Source organism: Pseudomonas sp. LTGT-11-2Z (assembly GCF_003691445.1).
In the GTDB taxonomy this organism is placed as follows: Bacteria; Pseudomonadota; Gammaproteobacteria; order Pseudomonadales; family Pseudomonadaceae; genus Aquipseudomonas; species Aquipseudomonas monteilii.
This window is the reverse complement of record NZ_CP033104.1, coordinates 4,437,198-4,458,658: the sequence shown is the minus strand read 5'-3', so window position 1 is coordinate 4,458,658 and position 21,461 is coordinate 4,437,198. Positions and strand designations below refer to the sequence as shown.

The window sequence follows — 21,461 nt, the reverse complement described above, 5'->3', positions numbered from 1 at the left end:
ATCAGGGCCGCCCAGCGGCCCTTTTTGTTTTCCGCGCTAAATTTGCGCTAACGAAAAAATGCTCCGAATCTTGCGAAACGGAGCATTTCCAGAAAAGCCAATGCAGCAGCGTCTATGGAATATCCACATTGAAGCCGATATCGGCATTGGCGAAGCCAGCGGTAACACTGGCAGACGTGGCCTTGTACGCGGCAGAGAAGAGCATATCGGTGGGCTTGGTGTCATGCAGCGGGTAAGGCCGGGACGGCACGGTGGGGCTTAATGGTGCGCCGAGGTCATCCTTGATTATCAATGCCAGGCCCGTGCTGCCACCGGGCGCCAGGGCGAACAGCGTACCGGCGGCACCTGCGCCGCCGTATTTGCCGGTGAAGGTTACGGTGGCGCTGGCGCCGGGTATGAGTATGCAGCCGGCACCTGGGGTGAGGCGCAAACCGAAAGCCCGATTGGCCGCCTCGTCATCGGCTTGCTTGAACTGGGCAGCATCGACGTTGCCCATGAAGATTCGACTGACGGCCTGACCCGTTGACGGGTCGATGATCTCGACCGCGCAGGTGCCAGAATCGACGTTGCCAAAGAAGTGAACCGAGCCGGTGGCGACCGTCGCGGCAAATGTGGTGGCGCTGGTCATGCCCAGTCCCAGTGCAAGAAGAATGTTTCTCATAAGTGCTCCATGATCGTTCAGTCATGCAGTACGGCGATGTGACTCATGCCGAATGCTTGCGGCAACAACACGAATCGGGCCCTATGCGGCCCGATCAGGTGTTGACTGTACAACCAGCATGGCTGGCATCATTCAGGGGCGAAGTGACAGTGGCGTTTGCACCACGGGGGTAGCCACGCCGTAATCATTGATGGTGGTATAGGTCAGCTGCAGCCCGCTGGCCGACCTGAGCTGTTTCAGATCGTAGGCCTGCTGTGCGAACGGCGTTGCCATGGCCTTGGCCTGGATGGCTTCGGTCTTGCCGGCTACAGTGACTTCCAGGCGGCCAAATGTGTAGTGAAACGGTGTCGGGTTATCCACCACCAATTGCACCCGCCCTGCGCTTTGGCGCACAGACCACTGCAGCTCGCCAGCACGCTCGGCGGGCCGCCCCTTGATTTCGCTGGGGCGGTAGAAGAGCTTGAGTCGGGTGCGCAGCGCAATGTTGAGCACGTTCGCTTGCTCGGGGTTCGCCTCCGGTATTTCCTGCACATTCAGGTAAAACAACGTTTCCCGGTCTTTGGGCAGCGTGTTTGGCAAGCGGCTGATCTGCACCATCTGTTCCTTACGCGGGTCCAGCCGGAACAGCCCGGGGGAGGTGGCCAGCGGCACCGGTGTATCGGTATCGTCCTTACTGGTGTTTATCCAGGTTTGCACGGCGTAGGGGCGCGGGCTGGGGTTGGCGATAACCACGGATGTGCTGCGCTTGTCGCTGTCGAAAACAATGCGCGTGGTACTGACGGTCAACGCTGCCTGTGCGGGTAACAAGGTAGCTGCCAGGCAGGCACCCAAGGCAAGGCGACGCAGGTGATTTTTCATCTGGCATTACCCTTGGAGAGGGGACAGGCTCATCGGGCGCAGGGTGTGCGCCCGAGGGGCGCCGTTCAAGGAATATCGACGACGAACTGCACGCTGGTGTTGGCTGGGCCAGCGGTCACTCCCGCGGCTGTCGACTTATAGGCAGCGCTGAAGAGCATGGTGGTTGGCTTGGTGGGGTCCAGTGGATAGTCCTTGGAAGTCGAGCCATTGGCGATCGGAGTGCCCGTGTCGTCCTTGAGGACCAGGGCCAGGTTCTGCGCGCCGCCAGCTTCGAGGGCATACAGCGCACCACTAGTGCCTGCACCGCCAAAGGCGCCGGTGAAGGTCAGGTTGGCTACGTCGTTAGGGCTGACAGTGCAGCCGCCGCCTGGCGTGATGCGCATGCCGAAGGAGCGGGCAGCAGCTTCAGAGCCTGCAGCCGTAAACTGCGAAGCGTCGACATTACCCATGAGGATACGGTTGCCGCTCTCCGGGTTGCCGGTGATCGGGTCAATGATCTCGATCGGGCAGGTACTTGAATCAATTCTGCCGTAGAAGTGGATTGCTCCAGTGCCGACTGTAGCGGCGAACGTGGTGGAACTGGTGATGCCCAAGGCAAGGGCAAGTAAGGCTTTTTTCATGTGAACTCCGGGTTGTTGTCAGGCTGCGGCTATACGTTTGCCAAATCATTCAGGGGTTTGGTTGGCGTGTGCATGCTAAAGCCGTGCCCTGGTAAAATATGTAGGAAAAGTCTGAGCATTTATCGTGATCAGCTTTCAAGACTGCAGGCCTCGCCAATAACAAACATCCCGGGATTAACGTGTTTGCGGTACTGCATTCACCCGCTGCTCGATTCAACAGGGCGTATTGATCTGGCCAGCTTTGAATGCACAGTAAGGAGCATGGCAGGCAGTAAAGGGGGTGTCTACTGGCAAAAATGTCAGTTGAACGCTCTGTGCATTTGACGCTTTATGTACAGCGTAACCAATCCTACATGCGGATTACGAAATGAGCATTGAGAATACCGAAAGTACTGCGAATCACGAAACCGCCGTGGTCGTCACGCTCTGGAGCAGGGTGGGGGATCTTAACAGTCTGTGGCATACTATCCCTCCCTCTGTTCAGTCAATGTACCTTGTCGAGCAATTGACCGACGGTGTATGGGAAACCAAATTGACCCGATTTGATAAGATCGAGTTGATTCGTACGGGTGTTCGTAGGAGCGAGGCTTACATATATCGACGCGATGAGACTCTGGTACGTGTGCTGACGAGCGCAGGCATTGAGGCGAAACAGATCGTGACGGTTAATGGTGTACAGCCGCTCACGGGTAAACTCAGGGTCTCCGTGGAACATGAAAAAAGTTGGCTTCGTTACAATGCGGCGACCGGCGGTGATCTCACACTCGAGTGGGCCGGGTCGGCCTCTTATGCCTTTTATGATCCTGGTTATACCGTAACCCCTCCGGGCTACGAAGCGTACTTCGAACAAGTCAAAAAACTCGCCATCGGTTTTTTTCCGCCCGTGAACAATGAGCTTCTTCAGCAACTGTATATCTACGTAACAGTATCTGAATCAACGGAATGGCCAGTGCACTTTTCGGTCAGCCGGCAACCTCTTGTCTATGCGGCTATTGTGCCCGCTTCGTACGAGGCCAGCGGCAATGAGGCGCAATCTAAGAGCTACGTGACCGCGCTGTTTCCTTCTTCCTATTTCCCGGAAGCGGCTGCTGGCCGCGAACCCGCGGAAGCGCAGTGGCTACAGCAACTGGTCGCGCCTCGCGGGCTGACCAGAGTGGTCGGTGGCGAAAGAGATGCAGGAGGTTGGATTACTCATTATGGAACCGGCACCCTTGCCGTTGAAGACGATCCCGCGCCGAGCGTGATTGCCAATGTCGATTCCCTCTCTCCTCTGGCACGGATTGTTTCGGCGGGCGCTACCAAGGAGCGGTTGGAGTTTGTCGGCACGCCTCTGAGCGGAGCCACCTGGACTTTGGCTGGCGAAGCCCGCGGGCGTCTCGAGAAAGAAGGCAACGATTACTTCTATGTGCCCCCCTTGGTGCTTGCACCGGCAGCGTCATTCAACACCTCCAGCGACATGGTGATTGCTGCCGCTTATCGAACCAGTATCGATGGGCTTCCGCTGGCCGTCGATGCAGTGCAGGCCGCTAACGCCTCACAGCGCGCCGCGGCAACGTTTGTGACCACGTTCGTGAAGCCCACCCACTTCATAAGGTTTTCCAGTGCTTCAGGTAATCTGCAACTGAACCTGTGCTGGATGACCAGAACCGGCGAGAAGCAGGTGCCGGCCAACATGGTCAAGTGGCATGTATTGGCGGGCAACGGTGCGGTATCCGCACAGGGCGTGTTCAGCCCAGCATCGCGTAGTCCGAGTGCCGTCACAATACTGATGGCGGAGGATTTGCAGGATATAACTGAGTGGCGCTTCGGCGTGATCATCGTCCCGCTACCGTTGTTCACGGTCCCTGACCTGCTGCGCTTGCAACAGGTCTGAACTGGGGCTCAGTGCTGGCGATCACCCTGATTAGCGCTGAGCAGCTGTTTTTCCTGGTTCCAGTCGAACGGCTCGTCATCCTGCTCGGCGGCAAACCGGCGCTCTTCGAGTTCCTGATAGAGGTCGAGTTCGTCATCGGGCATGAAGTGCAGACAATCGCCACCGAAGAACCACAGCAGGTCACGTGGCACCAGGTGGACGATCTGTGGATAACGTTGAATCACCTGGCAGAGCAGGTCCTGACCGAGGTACTGACTTTCCAATGGCGCTTGTGGCAACAGCGTGAGCAGTTCGTCAAAGCGTTCGAGAAACAGCGCGTGGTTTTCTTCCGGTACTTGCTCTGCTTCACCTAGGGCCACCAGGATGGTACGCAGGTGGTGCAGCAGGTGCAGGTGGTATTCCAGGTGGGCGTTGGCCATGGAAGGGTCCTCGGGGTAGCTGAAAACGGCCGCGGAGTATACGCCTGATTCGTCGCTGAGGGCAGCAAGGGGCGCCTGTCGGGTGACAGGCTGCGCCCTGGCGGCGGATCGATTGTCCAAAGGTGGCGGCCCTTGGTCAGTCCGCCACCGGGGAGCGGTTTTCAGCGAACCTTGCCTTCCTCAATGAGCAGAGCCTCCTTATCGAAGGCATCGACGTCAATTACCGCTCGCCGCGCTTTCTCGGCTGCGTGCAAGCGCTCACCTTGGCCAGCTTGCAGCACCCCGGCCGCTACGCCGGCGTCGATCTGCGACTGGCCAGGGGCTGGCTGCAGTTTGCCGTCCTTGATTGCCTGACGCAGCAGCGTGTGCAGTGGCGTCGTCTCGTCCAAGAGGTCGCTGGCGCGTTGCAGTGCCGCAACTGGATCACCGTCGGCCTGAGGCCGGTAGCAGCCCGCCAGTAATTCTTCGAGCGCCGGATCACCCTTGTGACGCCCAATCAACTCGGCCACCTCCGCGTCCAGTTCGTCGCTCGGCCCGGTATGTTGGCGCCCGAACGGGAACACCAACAGCCGTAGTGCGCAGCCGACGAAGCGGTTGGGGAAGTTGTCAAGCAGACGATCCAGAGCTTTTTCTGCCTGGCCCAGGCTTTCTTCCATGGCCCAGCGCAGCAGGGGTTGCATGTATTCGGGTGAACCAAGGTCGTGGTAACGCTTGAGCCCGGCGCTGGACAGGTACAGGTAGCTCAGGACATCACCCAGCCGGGCGCTCAGCCGTTCGCGCCGCTTGAGCGCGCCGCCCAGCAGCAGCATCGACAGGTCGGCGAGCAGGGCAAAGGCTGCGGCCTGGCGGTTCAAGGCGCGGAAGTAGCCCTGGCTCAAGGCATCGCCCGGCGCCCGCTCGAAATGACCCAGGCCAATGCCCAGGACAAAGGTGCTGGCCGCGTTGCTGACGGCGAACGAGATGTGCTTGAGCAGCAGATCATCGAACGTCCTCAGCCCCTGCTCACGGTCTTCGTGCCCAGCCGCGGCCATTTCCTTGAGGACGAACGGATGGCAGCGGATGGCGCCCTGGCCAAAGATCATCAGATTGCGCGAGAGAATGTTCGCGCCTTCGACGGTGATGAAGATCGGTGCACCCTGCCAGTTGCGGCCCAGATAGTTGTTCGGGCCCATGATGATGCCCTTGCCGCCGTGCACGTCCATGGCGTGCTGGATACATTCACGGCCGCGCTCGGTCAGGTGGTACTTGAGGATTGCCGACAGCACCGAAGGCTTTTCGCCCAGGTCCACGGCCTTGGCAGTCAGCAGGCGGGCACTGTCCATCAGCCAGGCGTTGCCGCCGATGCGTGCCAGCGATTCCTGGATGCCCTCGAAGGCCGCCAGCGGCACGTTGAACTGCTCGCGTATGTTCGCGTACTGGCCGGTCACCAGGCTGGTGTACTTGGCCGCGCCGGTGCCAACCGCAGGCAGGGAAATTGAGCGGCCCACCGACAGGCAGTTCATCAGCATCATCCAGCCTTTGCCGAGCATGGCCTGGCCGCCGATGAGGAAGTCCAGCGGTACGAACACGTCCTTGCCGCTGTTGGGGCCGTTCATGAAGGCGGCGCCCAACGGCAGGTGGCGTTTGCCGATCTCGACACCGGGCGTATCGGTGGGGATCAATGCCAGGCTGATGCCCAGCTCTTCCTCGTCACCCAACAGGTGGTCCGGGTCATGGGCCTTGAAGGCCAGGCCCAGCAAGGTCGCGACCGGGCCCAGGGTGATGTAGCGCTTTTCCCAGTTCAGGCGCAGGCCCAGCACTTCTTCGCCATTCCACTGGCCCTTGCAGATGATGCCGGTGTCGGGCATGGCGCCGGCGTCGGAGCCGGCCAGCGGGCCGGTCAGGGCGAAGCAGGGGATCTCGTCGCCGCGGGCCAGGCGTGGCAGGTAGTGGTTGCGTTGTTCATCGGTGCCGTAATGCAGCAGCAGTTCAGCCGGGCCCAAAGAGTTAGGCACCATTACGGTGGAAGCCAGGTCACCGCTGCGTGTGGCCAGTTTCATCGCCACCTGCGAGTGCGCGTAGGCAGAGAAGCCTTTGCCGCCGTATTCCTTGGGGATGATCAGCGCGAAGAAGCCATGCTGCTTGATGTGATCCCAGGCTTCGGGCGGCAGGTCCAGGTCTTGGCCGATCTGCCAGTCGCTGACCATCGCACACAGGTCTTCAGTGGGGCCGTCGATGAACGCTTGTTCTTCTTCGGTCAGCTTCGGTGCCGGGTAGGCCAGCAAGGTGCGCCAGTCGGGGCGGCCGCTGAACAGTTCGCCGTCCCACCACACCGTGCCGGCATCGATTGCTTCGCGCTCGGTTTGTGACATGGGCGGCAGGGTGCGTTGGAACCAGTTGAACACCGGGCCGGTGAACACCTTGCGGCGCCACTCCGGGAGCGCAACCAGGGCGACCTTCAAGGCCAGTACGATCCAGATCACAGCCAAAAGCCAGCCGGGCGCACTGCTGAAAATGCCCATCAGCAGCACATAGGCAGCCATGATGCCGAGAATCTGCAAGGGCGCCAGGCGCCGATGCGTGAGGTACGCCGCGCCAATCACCAGCACTACCAACCACAACAGCAACATAATCGGTCCTCCTTGGAACCAGGGGCTTAGCCGTCCCAGACAGCTTAGACGCAATGCTGTGAGCGGCATGTTCAGAACAGTGACAGGGTGTGGCAGCGGGAGTTTCAGTTCATTGTTCGCCTGTACCGGCCCTTTCGCGGGCATGCCCGCTAAAGGGCCGGTACAGGCGGCGAAGGTCTGGAGTAGACTGCACCACCACCGCATTTCATAAGGACGTTGCCATGCTGAAGATCTGGGGCCGCAAGAATTCGAGCAATGTGCGCAAGGCGCTGTGGATCGCCCACGAGCTGGGTCTGGACTTCGAATCCATCGACGCCGGCGGCGCCTTCGGCGTGGTCAACGAGCCGCACTACCGCGCCCGCAACCCCAACGGCCTGGTCCCCATGCTCGAAGACGGCGACCTGACCCTGTGGGAGTCCAACGCCATCGTCCGCTACCTGTGCGCCGAGTACGGCGCCGAGCAAGGCTGGTACCTGGAAGACCCGCGTCAGCGCGCCCTGGCCGACAAGTGGATGGACTGGACCACCTCATCCTTCGCCACACCGTTCCGCCCGTTGTTCTGGGGCCTGCTGCGCACCCCGGAAGACCAGCGCGACTGGGTGGCGATCAACGCCGCGCACAAGCAGTGCGCCCAGTTGCTGGCCATTGCCGATGAAACCCTGGCCAAACAGCCGTACCTGTCCGGTGACCAGATCGGCATGGGCGACATCCCACTGGGTAGTTTCATCTATGCCTGGTTCGAAATGCCCATAGAGCGCCCGGCCATGTACCACCTGGAAGCCTGGTATGAACGCCTGAAACAACGCCCGGCCTACCAGGCTGCGGTGATGACCGCGCTCACCTGACCCTGCTTCGATAGTCATTATCAATAGATGTGACTGTACTTGTGCGGCCTGGCCTTGCACCATTGGCCGCACTCACTGCGCCAGTGACTTTACCTGGCGTGTCCTGCACCTTTTTCCTCGGTAAGTGACCCGCTATGAGTTCCGCCCTGTCCATCCGACAGCTCACCAAGACCTACGGCAACGGCTTCCAGGCCCTCAAAGGCATCGACCTCGATGTTGCCGAAGGCGACTTCTTCGCCCTGCTCGGCCCTAACGGCGCCGGCAAATCCACCACCATCGGCATCCTGTCCACTTTGGTGAACAAAACCAGCGGCACGGTCAATGTGTTCGGCCATGACCTGGACCGCGAGCCCTCGGCGCTCAAGCGTTGCCTGGGCGTGGTGCCGCAGGAATTCAACTTCAACCAGTTCGAGAAAACCTTCGACATCGTCGTGACCCAGGCCGGCTACTACGGCATCCCGCCCAAGGTGGCCAAGGAACGCGCCGAGCAGTACCTGACCCAGCTGGGCCTGTGGGACAAGCGTGATGTGCAGTCGCGTTCGCTGTCGGGCGGCATGAAGCGCCGCTTGATGATTGCCCGCGCGCTGATCCACGAGCCGCGCCTGCTGATCCTCGACGAGCCGACTGCAGGTGTGGACATCGAACTGCGCCGCTCGATGTGGAGCTTCCTCACCGAGCTGAACCAGAAAGGCATCACCATCATCCTCACCACTCACTACCTGGAAGAGGCTGAGCAGCTGTGCCGTAACATCGGCATCATCGACCACGGCACCATCGTCGAGAACACCAGCATGCGCCAGTTGCTGGGCAAGCTGCATGTCGAAACCTTCGTGCTCGACCTCAAGCAGGACCTGGCCAGCGCGCCGGTGCTGCAAGGCTACCCGTGCCGGCTGCTGACCCCGCACACCCTTGAGGTGCAGGTGGAAAAGGACATTGGCATCACCGCACTGTTCGGCCAGCTGGCGCTGCAGAACATTGAGGTGCAAAGCCTGCGCAACAAAACCAACCGGCTTGAGGAGCTGTTCGTGTCCCTGGTGGAAAAAAACCTGTCGAAGGTGGCCGTATGAGTGTGGAACTGCGCACCAACTGGGTCGCCCTGAACACCATCGTCTACCGTGAAGTGCGGCGGTTCTTGCGCATCTGGCCGCAAACCTTGCTGCCGCCAGCCATCACCATGGTGCTGTACTTCGTCATCTTCGGTAACTTGATCGGCCGGCAGATCGGCGACATGGGCGGCTTTACCTACATGCAGTACATCGTGCCGGGGCTGATCATGATGTCGGTGATCACCAACTCCTACGGCAACGTGGTGTCGAGCTTCTTCGGCAGCAAGTTCCAGCGCTCGATCGAAGAACTGATGGTGTCGCCGGTATCGCCGCACACCATTCTCGTGGGTTATGTGCTGGGTGGCGTGCTGCGCGGGCTGGCGGTGGGGGTGATCGTGACCATCCTGTCGATGTTCTTCACCGACCTGCAGGTGCATCACCTGGGCGTGACCGTGGCTGTGGTGGTGCTGACGGCCACCATCTTCTCGCTGCTGGGCTTCGTCAATGCGGTGTTTGCGCGCAACTTCGACGATATTTCGATCATCCCCACCTTCGTGCTGACGCCGCTGACCTACCTGGGCGGGGTGTTCTACTCGATCAACCTGCTGCCGCCGTTCTGGCAGACCGTGTCGCTGGCCAACCCGGTGCTGCACATGGTCAACTCGTTCCGCTACGGCATTCTAGGGGTGTCGGATATCAGCATTGGTACGGCGATCACCTTCATGCTGGTCGCCACCGCAGTGCTCTATGGGGTGTGCGTTCGCTTGCTGGTCAGCGGCCGCGGCATGCGGGCCTGAGGCCTTGCACCGGCATTGGCGACGGCGCCATTGCCGGCCCACCCACCAGCGCCAGTACAGCATGGTGGCGAAGTAGCCGGCGATGCCCAGCACCACGCCGCACACCACCGAACCGAGCAGGAAGGGCTGCCACAGTGTCGACAGCTGGTCGGTGATCCATTGGAAAGTCAGCTCGTCGGGCAGGGTGCGCGGCGGCACCTGCATCAGCCAGGCGCCGGTCATGTAAGTAACGAAGAACACCGGCGGCATGGTCAGCGGGTTGGTCAGCCATACCAGGCTGACGGCGATCGGCAGGTTGCCGCGCACCGGAATGGCCAGCGCGGCGGCCAGCAGCATTTGCGCCGGCATCGGGATCAACGCTGCGAACAGGCCTACACCCATGGCCCGTGCCACCGAATGGCGGTTCAGGTGCCAAAGGTTCGGGTCGTGCAGCAGTTTGCCGAAAAAGCGTAAGGACTTGTGTTCCCGAATGCTGGTCGGGTCCGGCATGTAGCGTTTGAAAAGTCGGCGCGGCATGTAGGCTCCCGGAGCGTTTATCCGGGCAGTATGCCCTGATTCGGATTCAGCCTCGTTTAGAGTTTGTGACAATTGTTGAGCAAGGGTTGCCGGCAATTGGGCTATGCCTCAGAGGGTGATTTGCCTTCTGGAGCTCTACCTCATGCGCACAGGGATGTTTGCGCTCGCGCTCGGGCTGTTGTGCCTGGGCTTTCTCCCCGTACTGCCATCGGTCGGATGGTTGATCGCGCTGGCTGCCTGCGCTGTCGCCAGCCTGTTCACCCGCGTGTGGCCGTTGGGTTGTTTTCTGCTGGGTTTGTGTTGGGCTTGCGGGTCTGCTCAGCTGGCCCTTGATGATCGCCTGGCTGCCGGCCTGGATGGTCGCACCTTGTGGCTGGAAGGGCGGGTGGTCGGCTTGCCGGCCCGAACGGCACAAGGTGTGCGCTTCGAGCTGGACGCGGCACGCTCGCGGCGGGCCGAGCTGCCGCAGCGCCTGCAACTGAGCTGGTTCGGTGGGCCGCCTCTGCGGGCGGGCGAGCAGTGGCGGCTGGCCGTGACCTTGCAGCGCCCGGCCGGGCTGTTGAACCCGCATGGGCCGGACCGCGAAGCGCAACTGCTGGCGCGGCGGGTGGGTGCCACGGGCACGGTCAAGGCAGGGCAGCTGCTGGCGCCAGTAACCGGTGGTTGGCGCGATGCGCTGCGTCAGCGCTTGCTCGCAGTCGAGGCCAATGGCCGAACGGCGGCGTTGGTGGCGCTGGTGCTGGGCGATGGGGCGGGCCTGGCCCGGGAGGACTGGCAGACGTTGCAGGCCACTGGCACGGTGCACCTGCTGGTGATTTCTGGCCAGCACATCGGCCTGGTGGCCGGTTTGCTGTATGGCCTGGTCGCCGGGCTGGCGCGTTGGGGGCTGTGGCCTGTACGGCTGCCGTGGCTGCCTTGGGCGTGTGGCCTGGCCATGGCCGCTGCGCTGGCGTACGGTTGGCTGGCCGGTGCGGGCGTGCCAGTGCAGCGCGCCTGCCTGATGCTGGCCGTGGTGTTGCTCTGGCGTCTGCGTTTTCGCCACCTCGGTGCACTGTTGCCGCTGTTGCTGGCGCTGGTCGTGGTGTTGCTGGTCGAACCGCTGGCGGCATTGTTGCCTGGGTTCTGGCTGTCGTTTGCCGCCGTGGCCACGCTCATTTATTGCTTCAGTGCCCGTTTGGGCGGTTGGCGGCCCTGGCAGGCCTGGACGCGTGCGCAATGGGTAATTGCCATCGGTTTGCTACCGGTACTGTTGGCTACTGGCTTGCCGGTGAGCCTGAGTGCGCCGCTGGCGAACCTTGTAGCGGTGCCATGGGTCAGCCTGGCGGTGCTGCCGTTGGCGTTGCTGGGCGCGGTGCTGCTGCCGCTGGGCGGGGTAGGGGAGGCGCTGCTGCCGCTGGGCGGGGTAGGGGAGGCGCTGCTGTGGCTGGCGGGAGGCCTGCTGGATGGGCTGTTCCAGCTGCTGGCGCTGGTGGCACAGCAGCGCCCGGCATGGGTGCCGCCGGCCTTGCCACTGTGGGCCTGGCTGCTGGTGTGTCTGGGCGCGCTGTTGGTTTTGCTGCCCCGTGGTGTGCCGTTGCGTGGGTTGGGGGGGTGATGCTGCTGGCCCTCTGGGTGCCCAGGGAGCCGGTGCCGCTAGGGCAGGTCGAGGTCTGGCAACTGGACGTTGGCCAAGGGCTGGCGGTGCTGTTGCGTACCCGGCATCACAGCCTGCTGTACGACGCTGGGCCGGCCAGAGGCGAAACCGACCTGGGCGAGCGGGTGGTGCTGCCGACCTTGCGCAAGCTGGGGGTGGGCAGCCTTGACCTGATGGTGATCAGCCATGCGCATGCCGACCATGCGGGCGGTGCTGCGGCCATACAGCGTGGTCTGCCGGTCAGGCGGCTGATCGGCGGGGAAGCGCTGGAGGATGTGCCATTGCAGCCTTGCGTCGGTGATGAACGGTGGGAGTGGGATGGTGTGCGTTTTTCGCTATGGCGCTGGGCAGACGGGCAGAGCAGCAATGACCGCTCCTGTGTCTTGCTGGTAGAGGCGCAGGGCGAGCGCCTGTTGCTGGCGGGGGATATCGAAGCCGCTGCCGAACGGGCCTGGCTGGCAGACGCTGAAGCGCCGCGCATCGACTGGTTGCAGGCACCGCACCATGGCAGCCGCAGTTCGTCCACCGAGGCGTTCATCCGTGCTACCGCACCGCGGGGGGTATTGATTTCGAGAGGGCGTAACAACAGCTTCGGGCACCCGCATGTGCAGGTGGTGGAGCGTTACCGGCGGCATGGGCTGGCGGTGCATGACACGGCGGTGGACGGGGCATTGCGGTTGGTGTTGGGGCGGCAGGGGGAGGTTGAGGGCGTGCGCCGGCAGCGGCGGCTCTGGCGGGCTCAACTGGATTAGGGGGGCGGACACCTGTCAGCCCAAACCGCAACCCAACCCCAACCCCAATTCCCTGACCTCCGGCAGATGAGCCCTCGGCGCGCCTATGGTAGAGTGGCGGCCTTTTTCCGAAGGGGCGTTTACTGTGTGGGAATTGGTCAAGTCCGGTGGTTGGATGATGCTGCCGATCATTCTGAGTTCCATCGCTGCCATGGCTATCGTCGTCGAGCGCCTGTGGACCCTGCGCGCCAGTCGCGTCACCCCGCCGCACCTGCTGGGCCAGGTGTGGATGTGGATCAAGGACAAGCAACTGACCAGTGACAAGCTCAAGGCCCTGCGCGCCGATTCGCCGCTGGGCGAAATCCTTGCCGCAGGCCTGGCCAACTCGCGCCATGGCCGCGAAATCATGAAAGAGTGCATCGAGGAAGCCGCCTCGCGCGTCATCCACGAGCTGGAGCGCTACATCAGCACCCTCGGCACCATTGCCGCCATGGCCCCGCTGCTGGGCCTGCTGGGCACTGTGCTGGGCATGATCGACATCTTCAGTGCCTTCATGGGCTCGCAGATGACCGCCAACGCCGCCGTACTGGCCGGGGGGATCTCCAAGGCCCTGGTGACCACCGCAGCAGGCCTGATGGTCGGTATCCCGGCCGTATTCTTCCACCGTTTCCTGCTGCGCCGCATTGATGAGCTGGTGGTGGGCATGGAGCAGGAAGCGATCAAGCTGGTGGAAGTGATCCAGGGCGATCGCGAAGTGGAAGTGGCCGGAGGCAAGGCGTGAAGTTCCGGCGCAATCGCCAGCGGGAGAACGTCGACATCAACCTGGCGTCGCTGATCGACGTGGTGTTCGTCCTGCTGCTGTTCTTCGTGGTGACTACCACCTTCACCCGTGAGACCCAGCTGCGTGTCGAGCTGCCCGAGGCCGCCAGCGCCGAGCAGGCGCCTGCCGACCAGGGCAAGCTGGTGGAAATCACCATCAGCGCCGAAGGCGTGTATTCGGTGAACAACCACCTGCTGCCTAAAAGCGACCTGGCCACCTTGAGCGAAGCCATCGAGCGTGAGTCGGGCGGCGACAACAAGCTGCCGCTGGCCATCAGTGCCGACGGCAAGACGCCGCATCAGGCTGTGGTCACTGCAATGGATGCCGCCGGCAAGCTCGGTTTCAGCCAGTTGCGCATGACCACCGTCGAGGCGGCCCAGGGCACGCCTTGATGGCTTTCGCCGACCGTTTGCTCGCCGCCTGGTACAATGGGCACCCTGCGCTGGCCCTGCTGCGCCCGCTGGAGGCGCTGTACCGCCGCGTGGTCACACGTAAACGGGCGCGTTTTCTCAGCGGTGAAAGTGCCAGCTACCGGGCGCCGGTGCCGGTCATCGTGGTGGGCAACATCACCGTCGGTGGCACCGGCAAGACGCCGATGATTCTCTGGCTGATCGAACACTGCCGCCAGCAGGGGCTGAAGGTGGGTGTGGTCAGCCGGGGCTATGGCGCCAAGCCGCCGCAGTTGCCTTGGCGCGTGCAGGCCGATCAAGCTGCCGGGCAGGCCGGTGATGAGCCGCTGCTGATCGTGCAGCGCACTGGCGTGCCGCTGATGATCGACCCCGACCGCTCCCGTGCCGTGCAGGCGCTGTTGGCCAGTGAATCACTCGACCTGATCCTGTGTGACGATGGTATGCAGCACTACCGCCTGGCCCGCGACCTGGAACTGGTGCTGATCGATGCCGCCCGTGGCCTGGGCAACGGCCGCTGCCTGCCCGCCGGCCCGTTGCGTGAGCCGGCCGAGCGCCTGCAGGCTGCGGACGCGGTGCTGTTCAATGGCGCCAGCACAGACCGCACCGAAGGTTTTGGCTTCTGCCTGCAGCCGTCCGCACTGGTCAACCTGCGCAGCGGCGAGCACCGCGCGCTCGACCATTTCCCCGCAGGTCAGCGCCTGCACGCGGTGGCCGGTATCGGCAACCCGCAACGTTTCTTCAATACCCTGCTGGGGCTAAACTGGCAGCCGGTGCCGCACCCCTTCGCCGACCATTCGCAGTTCAGCGCCCAGAGCCTGGCGTTCAGCCCGCCGCTGCCGTTGGTCATGACCGAGAAGGATGCGGTGAAATGCCGGGCCTTCGCCGCTGACGACTGGTGGTACCTGGCCGTCGAGGCGCAGCCCACACCGGCGTTCAGCGCCTGGTTCGACAGCCAGCTGCAGCGCCTGCTGCGCAAGCCCTGAGCCCGTTTTCAATTTCCGGCCACCTGGCCTAAAGGAAGCCTCCAATGGACACCAAACTGCTCGATATCCTGGCCTGCCCGATCACCAAGGGCCCGCTCAAGCTCAGCGCCGACAAGACCGAGCTGATCAGCAAGGGCGCCGGCCTGGCCTACCCGATCCGCGACGGCATCCCGGTCATGCTGGAAAGCGAGGCGCGCACCCTGACCGACGACGAGCGTCTGGACAAATGAGCCTGGACTTCACGGTAGTGATTCCCGCCCGGCTGCGCTCCACGCGCCTGCCGGGCAAGCCGCTGCTGCCGATTGCCGGCAAGCCGATGGTGCAGCATGTGTGGGAGCAGGCGCGCAAAAGCGCCGCCAGCCGCGTGGTCATTGCCACCGACGACGCCAGCATCTTCGAAGTCTGCCAGGCCTTCGGTGCCGAAGTGCTGATGACCCGCGCCGACCACGAGTCGGGCACCGACCGCCTGGCCGAAGTGGCCGCTCAGTTGGGCCTGCCGGCTGACGCCATCGTGGTCAACGTGCAGGGCGACGAGCCGCTGATTCCGCCGGTCATCATCGACCAGGTGGCCGCCAACCTGGCGGCGCATCCGGAGGCTGGCATCGCCACCCTGGCCGAGCCGATCCATGAGCCGGAAACCGTGTTCAACCCCAACGCGGTCAAGGTGGTCAGTGACAAGAACGGCCTGGCCCTGACCTTCAGCCGCGCACCGCTGCCCTGGGCTCGCGATGCCTTTGCCAAGGACCGCAATGTGCTGGCGCAGGGCGTGCCGTATCGCCGCCATATTGGCATGTACGCCTACCGCGTCGGCTTCCTTCAGGACTTCGTTGGCTGGGGGCCATGCTGGCTCGAACAGACCGAAGCGCTGGAGCAGCTGCGTGCCCTGTGGCATGGCGTGCGCATTCATGTCGAGGACGCCATCGAGGCGCCCGCCGTGGGTGTGGATACCCCTGAAGATTTGGAGCGCGTACGGCGCTTGCTGGAGGCCTGATGCGCGTTTTGTTCGTGTGCCTGGGCAACATTTGCCGTTCGCCCACTGCAGAAGGCGTGCTGCGCCACCAATTGCAGGCCGCCGGGCTGGCCGACAAGGTGCAGGTGGCGTCTGCCGGCACGGGTGACTGGCATGTGGGCAAGGCGCCTGACAGCCGTACCAGCAAGGCGGCGCTGGCGCGTGGTTACGACCTTTCGCAGCAGCGTGCCCAGCAGGTCAAGGCGGCGCACTTCGCCGAATATGACCTGGTTCTGGCGATGGACGAGAGCAACCTGCGCGACCTGCGCGCCCTGCGTCCGCACAACGCAGTGGGCGAGCTTGACTTGTTCCTGCGCCGCTATGGTGCTGCGCTGGATGAAGTGCCAGACCCGTATTACGGCGGCGCAGACGGCTTCGAGCAGGTGCTGGACCTGGTCGAGTCGGCGTGCCAGGCGCTGGTGCTGGAAATCAAGGGGCGGCTATGACAGTGCAGTGGCAGGAGCAGGTATCGCTCAAGCCGTACAACACCTTCGGCATCGACGTGAAAGCCCGCTATTTCAGCCAGGCGCAGGATGACCAGCAGGTACGTCAGGCGTTGAGCCAGGCGCATCAGCAGGGCCTGCCGGTGCTGGTGATCGGCGGCGGCAGCAACCTGCTGCTGACCCGTGACATCGATGCGCTGGTGCTGCACATGGCCAGCCGTGGTCGCCGTGTGCTCAGCGACGATGGCGAACGTATCGTGGTCGAGGCAGAGGCGGGTGAGCCATGGCACCCGTTCGTGCAGTGGACGCTGGCGCAGGGCTATTGCGGGCTTGAAAACCTTAGCCTGATCCCTGGCACCGTGGGCGCCGCGCCGATGCAGAACGTGGGCGCCTATGGGGTAGAGATCAAGGACGTGTTTGCCGGCCTGACGGCGCTGGACCGCGAGACAGGTGAGCTGCGTGAGTTTGGTTTGGCGGACTGTGCTTTCGGTTATCGCGACAGCGTGTTCAAGCGCAACCCTGGCCGCTGGTTGATCTTGCGTGTGCGCTTCGCCTTGAGCCATAGCCTGCAGGCCCATCTCGATTACGGCCCGGTGCGCCAGCGCCTGACGGAGCAGGGCGCGACCGAGCCGACTGCCCAGGCGATCAGTGATGCCATTTGCAGCATTCGCCGCGAGAAGCTGCCAGACCCTGCGGAGTTGGGTAATGCCGGGAGCTTCTTCAAGAACCCGGTGGTGTCGGCCGCGCAGGTCGAGCGTATTCGTGCGCATTACCCTGGCGTGGTGGCTTATCCTCAGGCCGAAGGCCAGGTGAAGCTGGCGGCGGGCTGGTTGATCGAGCAGGCGGGCTGGAAGGGGCATCGCGAGGGGGATGCCGGTGTTCATCGCTTGCAGTCGCTGGTGCTGGTCAACTACGGCCAGGCGAGCGGGGCGCAGATGCATGCGCTGGCTCAACGCATCCAGGCCGATATCCTGGAGCGGTTCGGGGTTGAGCTGGAGATGGAGCCTAACCTTTATTGATGCATTGCCAGTGCCGGCCCTTTCGCGGCTAAAGCCGCTCCCACACTGATCGGTGGAAATGCCCCGATCAGTGTGGGAGCGGCTTTAGCCGCGAAGAGGCCAGCACAGGCAAAACACAAGGCCAAGAAAAAGCCCCGCCAGTTCGCACTGGCGGGGCTTTTTATTCAGCCTTGGCTATCAACCGTGATGAGGCTTGTGCTCATCGGCGGCTTCCAGGGCGGGCTCTTCGGAGGCAGCAGCAGCTTCCTGTGCAGCTTTGGCGGCAGCCTCGGCCTCACGCTTGCGGCGGCGCACTTCACGCGGGTCGTTCGGCGCACGGCCGTTGGCCAGCATGACAGTAGCAGGCTCTGCCGCTACCGGGGCTTCGACCGGTGCCGGCTCGACCGCCACAGGTGCAGGCTCGGCCACAACTTCTGGCTGGGCTTCAACAACCGCTGCAGGCTGCTCGACAACCGGAGCGGCTGCGACCACGGCCGGGGCCTGTTCGATTTCACCGGCTTCGACCACCTGGGCCTCCACTGGCGTCTCGGCAACCACAACCGGCTCGGCGGCAGGTGCTTCCTCAACGGCTGGCTGCGGGGCGACTTCGACCACTGGCGCGGCAGTGACTTCGGCCACGACCACCGGCTCGCTGACAGGCTGCTCGACCACTGGGGCCACGGCAACTTCCTCGGCCTTGGCGACCGCTTCGGCCTGCTCCACTTTTTCAGCCTGTTCAACCGGCTGGGTGGCTTTGCTGTTGTCGGTCTCTGCAACGACGGCAACTTCAGCGGTAGCACGCTCGGCCTGCTGGTTGGCCTGGGCCTCGGCGTCGGCACTGATGTTGCTGCTGGCGACAGCGGCAGTTACTGCCAGGCCAGCGGCCAGTTCGGCACCCAGCTCGGTGGCCTGGTGCTGTTGTGGCTGCTCTTCGCTGCTTTCTTCTTCGCCGTCGATCAGCTCGCCATTGGCGTTGCGCTGACGCTCGCGACGGTTGCTGCGACGACGCTGGCCACGGGAGCGGCGGCGCGGGCGCTCGCCATCGGTGCCTTCCTGCTCGTCTTGCAGCAGCTCTTCGTTCGGCAGTTGCTCTTCGGCCAGTTCGGCAGCCTGTTCAGCTGCTTCTTCGGCTACCCGTGGCTGACGTTCTTCGCGTGGTGGGCGTGGAGCACGCTCTTCGCGTGGGGCGCGTTCTTCACGCGGAGCACGTTCTTCGCGTGGGGCACGCTCTTCACGCGGAGCACGTTCTTCGCGTGGGGCACGCTCTTCACGCGGAGCACGTTCTTCACGTGGTGCGCGTTCTTCACGCGGGGCACGTTCTTCACGTGGCGCGCGCTCTTCACGGGCTACACGTTCTTCGCGTGGCTGACGCTCTTCACGTTCGGCTGGCGGGGTGGCATCCAGCGGCTCGCGCAGTTCGCGCACGCGCTCTTCGCCACGGTTGCTGCGGCGGTCTTCGCGCGGCTGGCGTGGTGCGCGTTCTTCACGCGGTGCACGCTCTTCGCGTGGGGCGCGTTCTTCACGTGGCGCACGCTCTTCGCGCGGCTGGCGTTCTTCGCGTGGCGCGCGCTCGGCACGCTCTTCACGCGGCTTGCGCTCTTCGTCGCGGCGGCCGTTGCGGTTGCGGCTTTGCTGGCGGCCGTTGCGGCGCTCTTCGTTGCGCGGGCTGCGTTCGGCAGCCGGTTTTTCGGCGGCGGTAGTAACGACCGGTGCGGCAGCAGGCTCGTCCTTGCCGGCGAACAGGCTGACCAGCGACTTCACCAGGCCCTTGAACAGGCTTGGCTCCGGTGCGCTCGGAGCAGGGGCGACCGGTGCGGCAGGCTGCTGCTCTTCAGCGGCGGCGGTTACTGGCGCATTGGCGCGGGCCGGAGCGGTCTTCACTGCGGCTTCCTGGCGTACCAGGGTGCGGGTGGCGGTCGGCTGCGGTGCTTCTTCGGCTTCGGCGGCGGCGATTTCGTAGCTGGACTGGTTGTTCAGCACTTCCGGGTTGTCGTCGCGCAGGCGCTGGACTTCGAAGTGCGGGGTTTCCAGGTGGTCGTTCGGCAGGATGATGATGCGCGCACGGGTGCGCAGTTCGATCTTGGTGATCGAGTTGCGCTTCTCGTTGAGCAGGAACGCGGCTACCGGGATCGGAACCTGAGCACGGACTTCGGCGGTGCGGTCCTTCAGGGCTTCTTCTTCGATCAGGCGCAGGATGGCCAGCGACAGCGACTCGACGTCACGGATGATGCCGGTGCCGGAGCAGCGCGGGCAGACGATGCCGCTGCTTTCGCCCAGCGACGGGCGCAGGCGCTGACGGGACATTTCCAGCAGGCCGAAGCGCGAAATGCGGCCAACCTGTACGCGGGCGCGGTCGGCTTCCAGGCATTCGCGAACGCGCTCTTCCACGGCGCGCTGGTTCTTCGCCGGGGTCATGTCGATGAAGTCGATGACGATCAGGCCGCCGATGTCACGCAGGCGCAGCTGGCGGGCGATTTCTTCGGCCGCTTCCAGGTTGGTCTGCAGGGCGGTTTCTTCGATGTCGCTGCCTTTGGTGGCGCGCGCCGAGTTGATGTCGATGGACACCAGGGCTTCGGTCGGGTCGATCACGATCGAGCCACCGGACGGCAGGTCGACTACGCGCTGGAAGGCGGTTTCGATCTGGCTTTCGATCTGGAAGCGGTTGAACAGCGGCACGCTGTCTTCGTACAGCTTCACTTTGCTGGCGTACTGCGGCATCACCTGGCGGATGAAGGTCAGGGCTTCTTCCTGGGCGTCGATGCTGTCGATCAGCACTTCACCGATGTCCTGGCGCAGGTAGTCGCGGATGGCGCGGATGATGACGTTGCTTTCCTGGTAGATCAGGAACGGCGCGGCGCGGTCCAGGGACGCTTCCTTGATGGCGGTCCACAGTTGCAGCAGGTAGTCGAGGTCCCACTGCATCTCTTCGCTGCTGCGGCCGAGGCCGGCAGTGCGTACGATCAGGCCCATGTCGCCCGGCACGGTCAGGCCGTTCAGGGCTTCGCGCAGTTCGTTACGCTCTTCGCCTTCGATGCGGCGGGAGATGCCACCGGCACGCGGGTTGTTGGGCATCAGTACCAGGTAGCGGCCGGCCAGGCTGATGAAGGTGGTGAGGGCGGCGCCTTTGTTGCCGCGCTCTTCCTTCTCGACCTGGACGATGACTTCCTGGCCTTCGCTGAGCACTTCCTTGATGTTGACGCGGCCTTCGGGGGCCTTCTTGAAGTATTCGCGGGAGATTTCTTTCAGCGGCAGGAAGCCGTGACGTTCGGAACCGAAGTCGACGAAGGCGGCTTCGAGGCTGGGTTCGATGCGGGTGATCTTGCCTTTGTAGATGTTGGCCTTTTTCTGCTCGCGCGCACCGGACTCGATGTCCAGGTCGTAGAGACGTTGGCCGTCCACCAGGGCTACACGCAACTCTTCGGGTTGAGTCGCGTTAATCAGCATTCTTTTCATGTTGTACCGTCGGTTTCCGGGCTGCCGGAAACGGCGTTCGGCACACACGACGTCTCATGGTCGGTGCCAAGGTGCGCAAAGGGTGGCCGGGCCACCCCCGTGTCGAGCGACGTTCGGCACCAGCCGGTTGCCCAGCCTGCCGTTGTCGCGACGACGCGTCCTGTTTGCTGCGGTGCCAACAAGGCCCCGGTGGCTTCGAATAGGAATCCGAATCAACCAAGCGGGCCTTGTGCACTCAGTCAGGAGGAGGAATCAACCGTCAGCCGTGGACGCCCGGGGGCATCTGTTCAGGACCTTATCCGCTCGCCAGCCGTCAGTAGGCTGGTGGCCGGACGCGGTGCTACACGGTCCGAGGGCTGTGCATCTCCACCCTGCACGTATCCCTGATAATTCGGGTGCTGCCGCGCGCTGAATCCGCAACGGGTTGCATTTTTCGCCACTGCAGGTACTGCACTGGCGCCATTCATGTCCAAGGCAGGTATTTCCGAAGCATTCGCCGTGCGTTGCGTGGAAGCGACGGGGCGGGCAGAGGTGCAGCGAAAAGAATCGGGTAAGCAGGTGAAACACCGCACTTGTCGTTTTTTTTCGGTCTTCTCTACACGGCGCTGGTGGCGATTCCAGGCAATTCGGTAAACTGGCGAAAACCCCGTAGGACGGCCTCGCGTCCTGGAGAATTGCGTTGGTCAGGGCCGGCAAAGAGCCTGGTGCCGCTGGCCTGCCGCTTTTGGCGGCGTTCG

17 protein-coding genes and 2 pseudogenes are annotated in these 21,461 nt (G+C 63.3%); 12 read left to right on the top strand and 7 right to left on the bottom strand.

What is annotated here, in order from left to right:
- Positions 1–112: 112 nt before the first annotated feature.
- The 3 genes from D8767_RS20935 to D8767_RS20925 form a co-directional block, all read right to left on the bottom strand.
- Complete coding sequence (locus D8767_RS20935) at positions 113–661, bottom strand: fimbrial protein (RefSeq protein ID WP_016715117.1); 549 nt, start codon at positions 659–661, stop codon at positions 113–115.
- A 132-nt stretch (positions 662–793) separates the two neighbouring features.
- Positions 794–1,519, bottom strand: coding sequence for a molecular chaperone (locus D8767_RS20930; RefSeq protein ID WP_016715118.1), 726 nt, complete (start codon positions 1,517–1,519; stop codon positions 794–796).
- Between the two features lie 65 nt (positions 1,520–1,584).
- A complete protein-coding gene (locus D8767_RS20925) occupies positions 1,585–2,139 on the bottom strand; it encodes a fimbrial protein (protein ID WP_016715119.1) in 555 nt (184 codons plus the stop codon).
- Positions 2,140–2,506: 367 nt separating this feature from the next.
- On the opposite strand from D8767_RS20925, the gene D8767_RS20920 reads away from it, so the two are divergent.
- Positions 2,507–4,012 (top strand): hypothetical protein, encoded by a 1,506-nt coding sequence (locus tag D8767_RS20920; protein ID WP_016715120.1) that lies wholly within the window; start codon positions 2,507–2,509, stop codon positions 4,010–4,012.
- Between the two features lie 8 nt (positions 4,013–4,020).
- On the opposite strand, the gene D8767_RS20915 is transcribed toward D8767_RS20920, so the two are convergent.
- Both D8767_RS20915 and D8767_RS20910 read right to left on the bottom strand, forming a co-directional pair.
- Positions 4,021–4,431, bottom strand: a complete 411-nt coding sequence (locus D8767_RS20915; protein ID WP_016715121.1) for a PA2817 family protein — start codon at positions 4,429–4,431, stop codon at positions 4,021–4,023.
- Between the two features lie 161 nt (positions 4,432–4,592).
- Positions 4,593–7,040 (bottom strand): acyl-CoA dehydrogenase, encoded by a 2,448-nt coding sequence (locus D8767_RS20910; RefSeq protein WP_016715122.1) that lies wholly within the window; start codon positions 7,038–7,040, stop codon positions 4,593–4,595.
- A gap of 221 nt (positions 7,041–7,261) precedes the next feature.
- On the opposite strand from D8767_RS20910, the gene D8767_RS20905 reads away from it, so the two are divergent.
- From D8767_RS20905 to D8767_RS20895, 3 genes are all read left to right on the top strand, one after another.
- The gene (locus D8767_RS20905) at positions 7,262–7,885 is read left to right on the top strand and encodes a glutathione S-transferase (RefSeq protein ID WP_016715123.1); all 624 of its coding nucleotides are present in this window, start codon (positions 7,262–7,264) and stop codon (positions 7,883–7,885) included.
- A 134-nt stretch (positions 7,886–8,019) separates the two neighbouring features.
- Positions 8,020–8,952, top strand: coding sequence for an ABC transporter ATP-binding protein (locus D8767_RS20900; protein ID WP_016715124.1), 933 nt, complete (start codon positions 8,020–8,022; stop codon positions 8,950–8,952).
- The gene (locus D8767_RS20895) at positions 8,949–9,728 is read left to right on the top strand and encodes an ABC transporter permease (protein ID WP_016715125.1); all 780 of its coding nucleotides are present in this window, start codon (positions 8,949–8,951) and stop codon (positions 9,726–9,728) included. The genes D8767_RS20900 and D8767_RS20895 overlap by 4 nt, the downstream gene beginning before the upstream one ends.
- 9 nt (positions 9,729–9,737) lie before the next feature.
- Here D8767_RS20895 and D8767_RS20890 read toward each other — a convergent pair.
- A pseudogene (locus D8767_RS20890) lies at positions 9,738–10,244 on the bottom strand (DUF2062 domain-containing protein); the annotation flags it as partial.
- A 142-nt stretch (positions 10,245–10,386) separates the two neighbouring features.
- On the opposite strand from D8767_RS20890, the pseudogene D8767_RS20885 reads away from it, so the two are divergent.
- The 8 genes and pseudogenes from D8767_RS20885 (at position 10,387) to murB (ending at position 17,292) form a co-directional block, all read left to right on the top strand.
- Positions 10,387–12,629 (top strand): annotated as a pseudogene (locus D8767_RS20885) (DNA internalization-related competence protein ComEC/Rec2).
- 124 nt (positions 12,630–12,753) lie between these two features.
- Positions 12,754–13,389 carry a MotA/TolQ/ExbB proton channel family protein gene (locus D8767_RS20880; RefSeq protein ID WP_016391244.1) on the top strand — a complete coding sequence of 212 codons (636 nt, stop codon included), beginning with the start codon at positions 12,754–12,756 and terminating at the stop codon, positions 13,387–13,389.
- Positions 13,386–13,820 carry a biopolymer transporter ExbD gene (locus D8767_RS20875; protein WP_012271149.1) on the top strand — a complete coding sequence of 145 codons (435 nt, stop codon included), beginning with the start codon at positions 13,386–13,388 and terminating at the stop codon, positions 13,818–13,820. The genes D8767_RS20880 and D8767_RS20875 overlap by 4 nt, the downstream gene beginning before the upstream one ends.
- The gene (gene lpxK / locus D8767_RS20870) at positions 13,820–14,821 is read left to right on the top strand and encodes a tetraacyldisaccharide 4'-kinase (RefSeq protein WP_016715128.1); all 1,002 of its coding nucleotides are present in this window, start codon (positions 13,820–13,822) and stop codon (positions 14,819–14,821) included. The genes D8767_RS20875 and lpxK overlap by 1 nt, the downstream gene beginning before the upstream one ends.
- 44 nt (positions 14,822–14,865) lie before the next feature.
- Positions 14,866–15,051 carry a Trm112 family protein gene (locus D8767_RS20865; protein ID WP_003247142.1) on the top strand — a complete coding sequence of 62 codons (186 nt, stop codon included), beginning with the start codon at positions 14,866–14,868 and terminating at the stop codon, positions 15,049–15,051.
- Positions 15,048–15,812 carry a 3-deoxy-manno-octulosonate cytidylyltransferase gene (gene kdsB, locus D8767_RS20860; protein ID WP_016715129.1) on the top strand — a complete coding sequence of 255 codons (765 nt, stop codon included), beginning with the start codon at positions 15,048–15,050 and terminating at the stop codon, positions 15,810–15,812. Before D8767_RS20865 ends, kdsB begins: the two co-directional genes overlap by 4 nt.
- Positions 15,812–16,276, top strand: a complete 465-nt coding sequence (locus D8767_RS20855) for a low molecular weight protein-tyrosine-phosphatase (RefSeq protein ID WP_016715130.1) — start codon at positions 15,812–15,814, stop codon at positions 16,274–16,276. Before kdsB ends, D8767_RS20855 begins: the two co-directional genes overlap by 1 nt.
- Complete coding sequence (gene murB / locus D8767_RS20850) at positions 16,273–17,292, top strand: UDP-N-acetylmuramate dehydrogenase (protein ID WP_016715131.1); 1,020 nt, start codon at positions 16,273–16,275, stop codon at positions 17,290–17,292. The genes D8767_RS20855 and murB overlap by 4 nt, the downstream gene beginning before the upstream one ends.
- 177 nt (positions 17,293–17,469) lie before the next feature.
- Here the strand turns inward: murB and rne are convergent, their stop codons facing one another.
- Positions 17,470–20,724 (bottom strand): ribonuclease E, encoded by a 3,255-nt coding sequence (gene rne / locus D8767_RS20845; RefSeq protein ID WP_028699300.1) that lies wholly within the window; start codon positions 20,722–20,724, stop codon positions 17,470–17,472.
- Between the last annotated feature and the right edge of the window lie 737 nt (positions 20,725–21,461).

Excerpts from the sequence above, each read along its gene's own strand:
- D8767_RS20935 (WP_016715117.1), bottom strand. The coding sequence starts at position 661 with ATGAGAAACATTCTTCTTGCACTGGGACTGGGCATGACCAGCGCCACC.
- D8767_RS20930 (WP_016715118.1), bottom strand. The coding sequence starts at position 1,519 with ATGAAAAATCACCTGCGTCGCCTTGCCTTGGGTGCCTGCCTGGCAGCT.
- D8767_RS20925 (WP_016715119.1), bottom strand. The coding sequence starts at position 2,139 with ATGAAAAAAGCCTTACTTGCCCTTGCCTTGGGCATCACCAGTTCCACC.
- D8767_RS20920 (WP_016715120.1), top strand. The coding sequence starts at position 2,507 with ATGAGCATTGAGAATACCGAAAGTACTGCGAATCACGAAACCGCCGTG.
- D8767_RS20915 (WP_016715121.1), bottom strand. The coding sequence starts at position 4,431 with ATGGCCAACGCCCACCTGGAATACCACCTGCACCTGCTGCACCACCTG.
- D8767_RS20910 (WP_016715122.1), bottom strand. The coding sequence starts at position 7,040 with ATGTTGCTGTTGTGGTTGGTAGTGCTGGTGATTGGCGCGGCGTACCTC.
- D8767_RS20905 (WP_016715123.1), top strand. The coding sequence starts at position 7,262 with ATGCTGAAGATCTGGGGCCGCAAGAATTCGAGCAATGTGCGCAAGGCG.
- D8767_RS20900 (WP_016715124.1), top strand. The coding sequence starts at position 8,020 with ATGAGTTCCGCCCTGTCCATCCGACAGCTCACCAAGACCTACGGCAAC.
- D8767_RS20895 (WP_016715125.1), top strand. The coding sequence starts at position 8,949 with ATGAGTGTGGAACTGCGCACCAACTGGGTCGCCCTGAACACCATCGTC.
- lpxK (WP_016715128.1), top strand. The coding sequence starts at position 13,820 with ATGGCTTTCGCCGACCGTTTGCTCGCCGCCTGGTACAATGGGCACCCT.
- D8767_RS20865 (WP_003247142.1), top strand. The coding sequence starts at position 14,866 with ATGGACACCAAACTGCTCGATATCCTGGCCTGCCCGATCACCAAGGGC.
- kdsB (WP_016715129.1), top strand. The coding sequence starts at position 15,048 with ATGAGCCTGGACTTCACGGTAGTGATTCCCGCCCGGCTGCGCTCCACG.
- D8767_RS20855 (WP_016715130.1), top strand. The coding sequence starts at position 15,812 with ATGCGCGTTTTGTTCGTGTGCCTGGGCAACATTTGCCGTTCGCCCACT.
- murB (WP_016715131.1), top strand. The coding sequence starts at position 16,273 with ATGACAGTGCAGTGGCAGGAGCAGGTATCGCTCAAGCCGTACAACACC.
- rne (WP_028699300.1), bottom strand. The coding sequence starts at position 20,724 with ATGAAAAGAATGCTGATTAACGCGACTCAACCCGAAGAGTTGCGTGTA.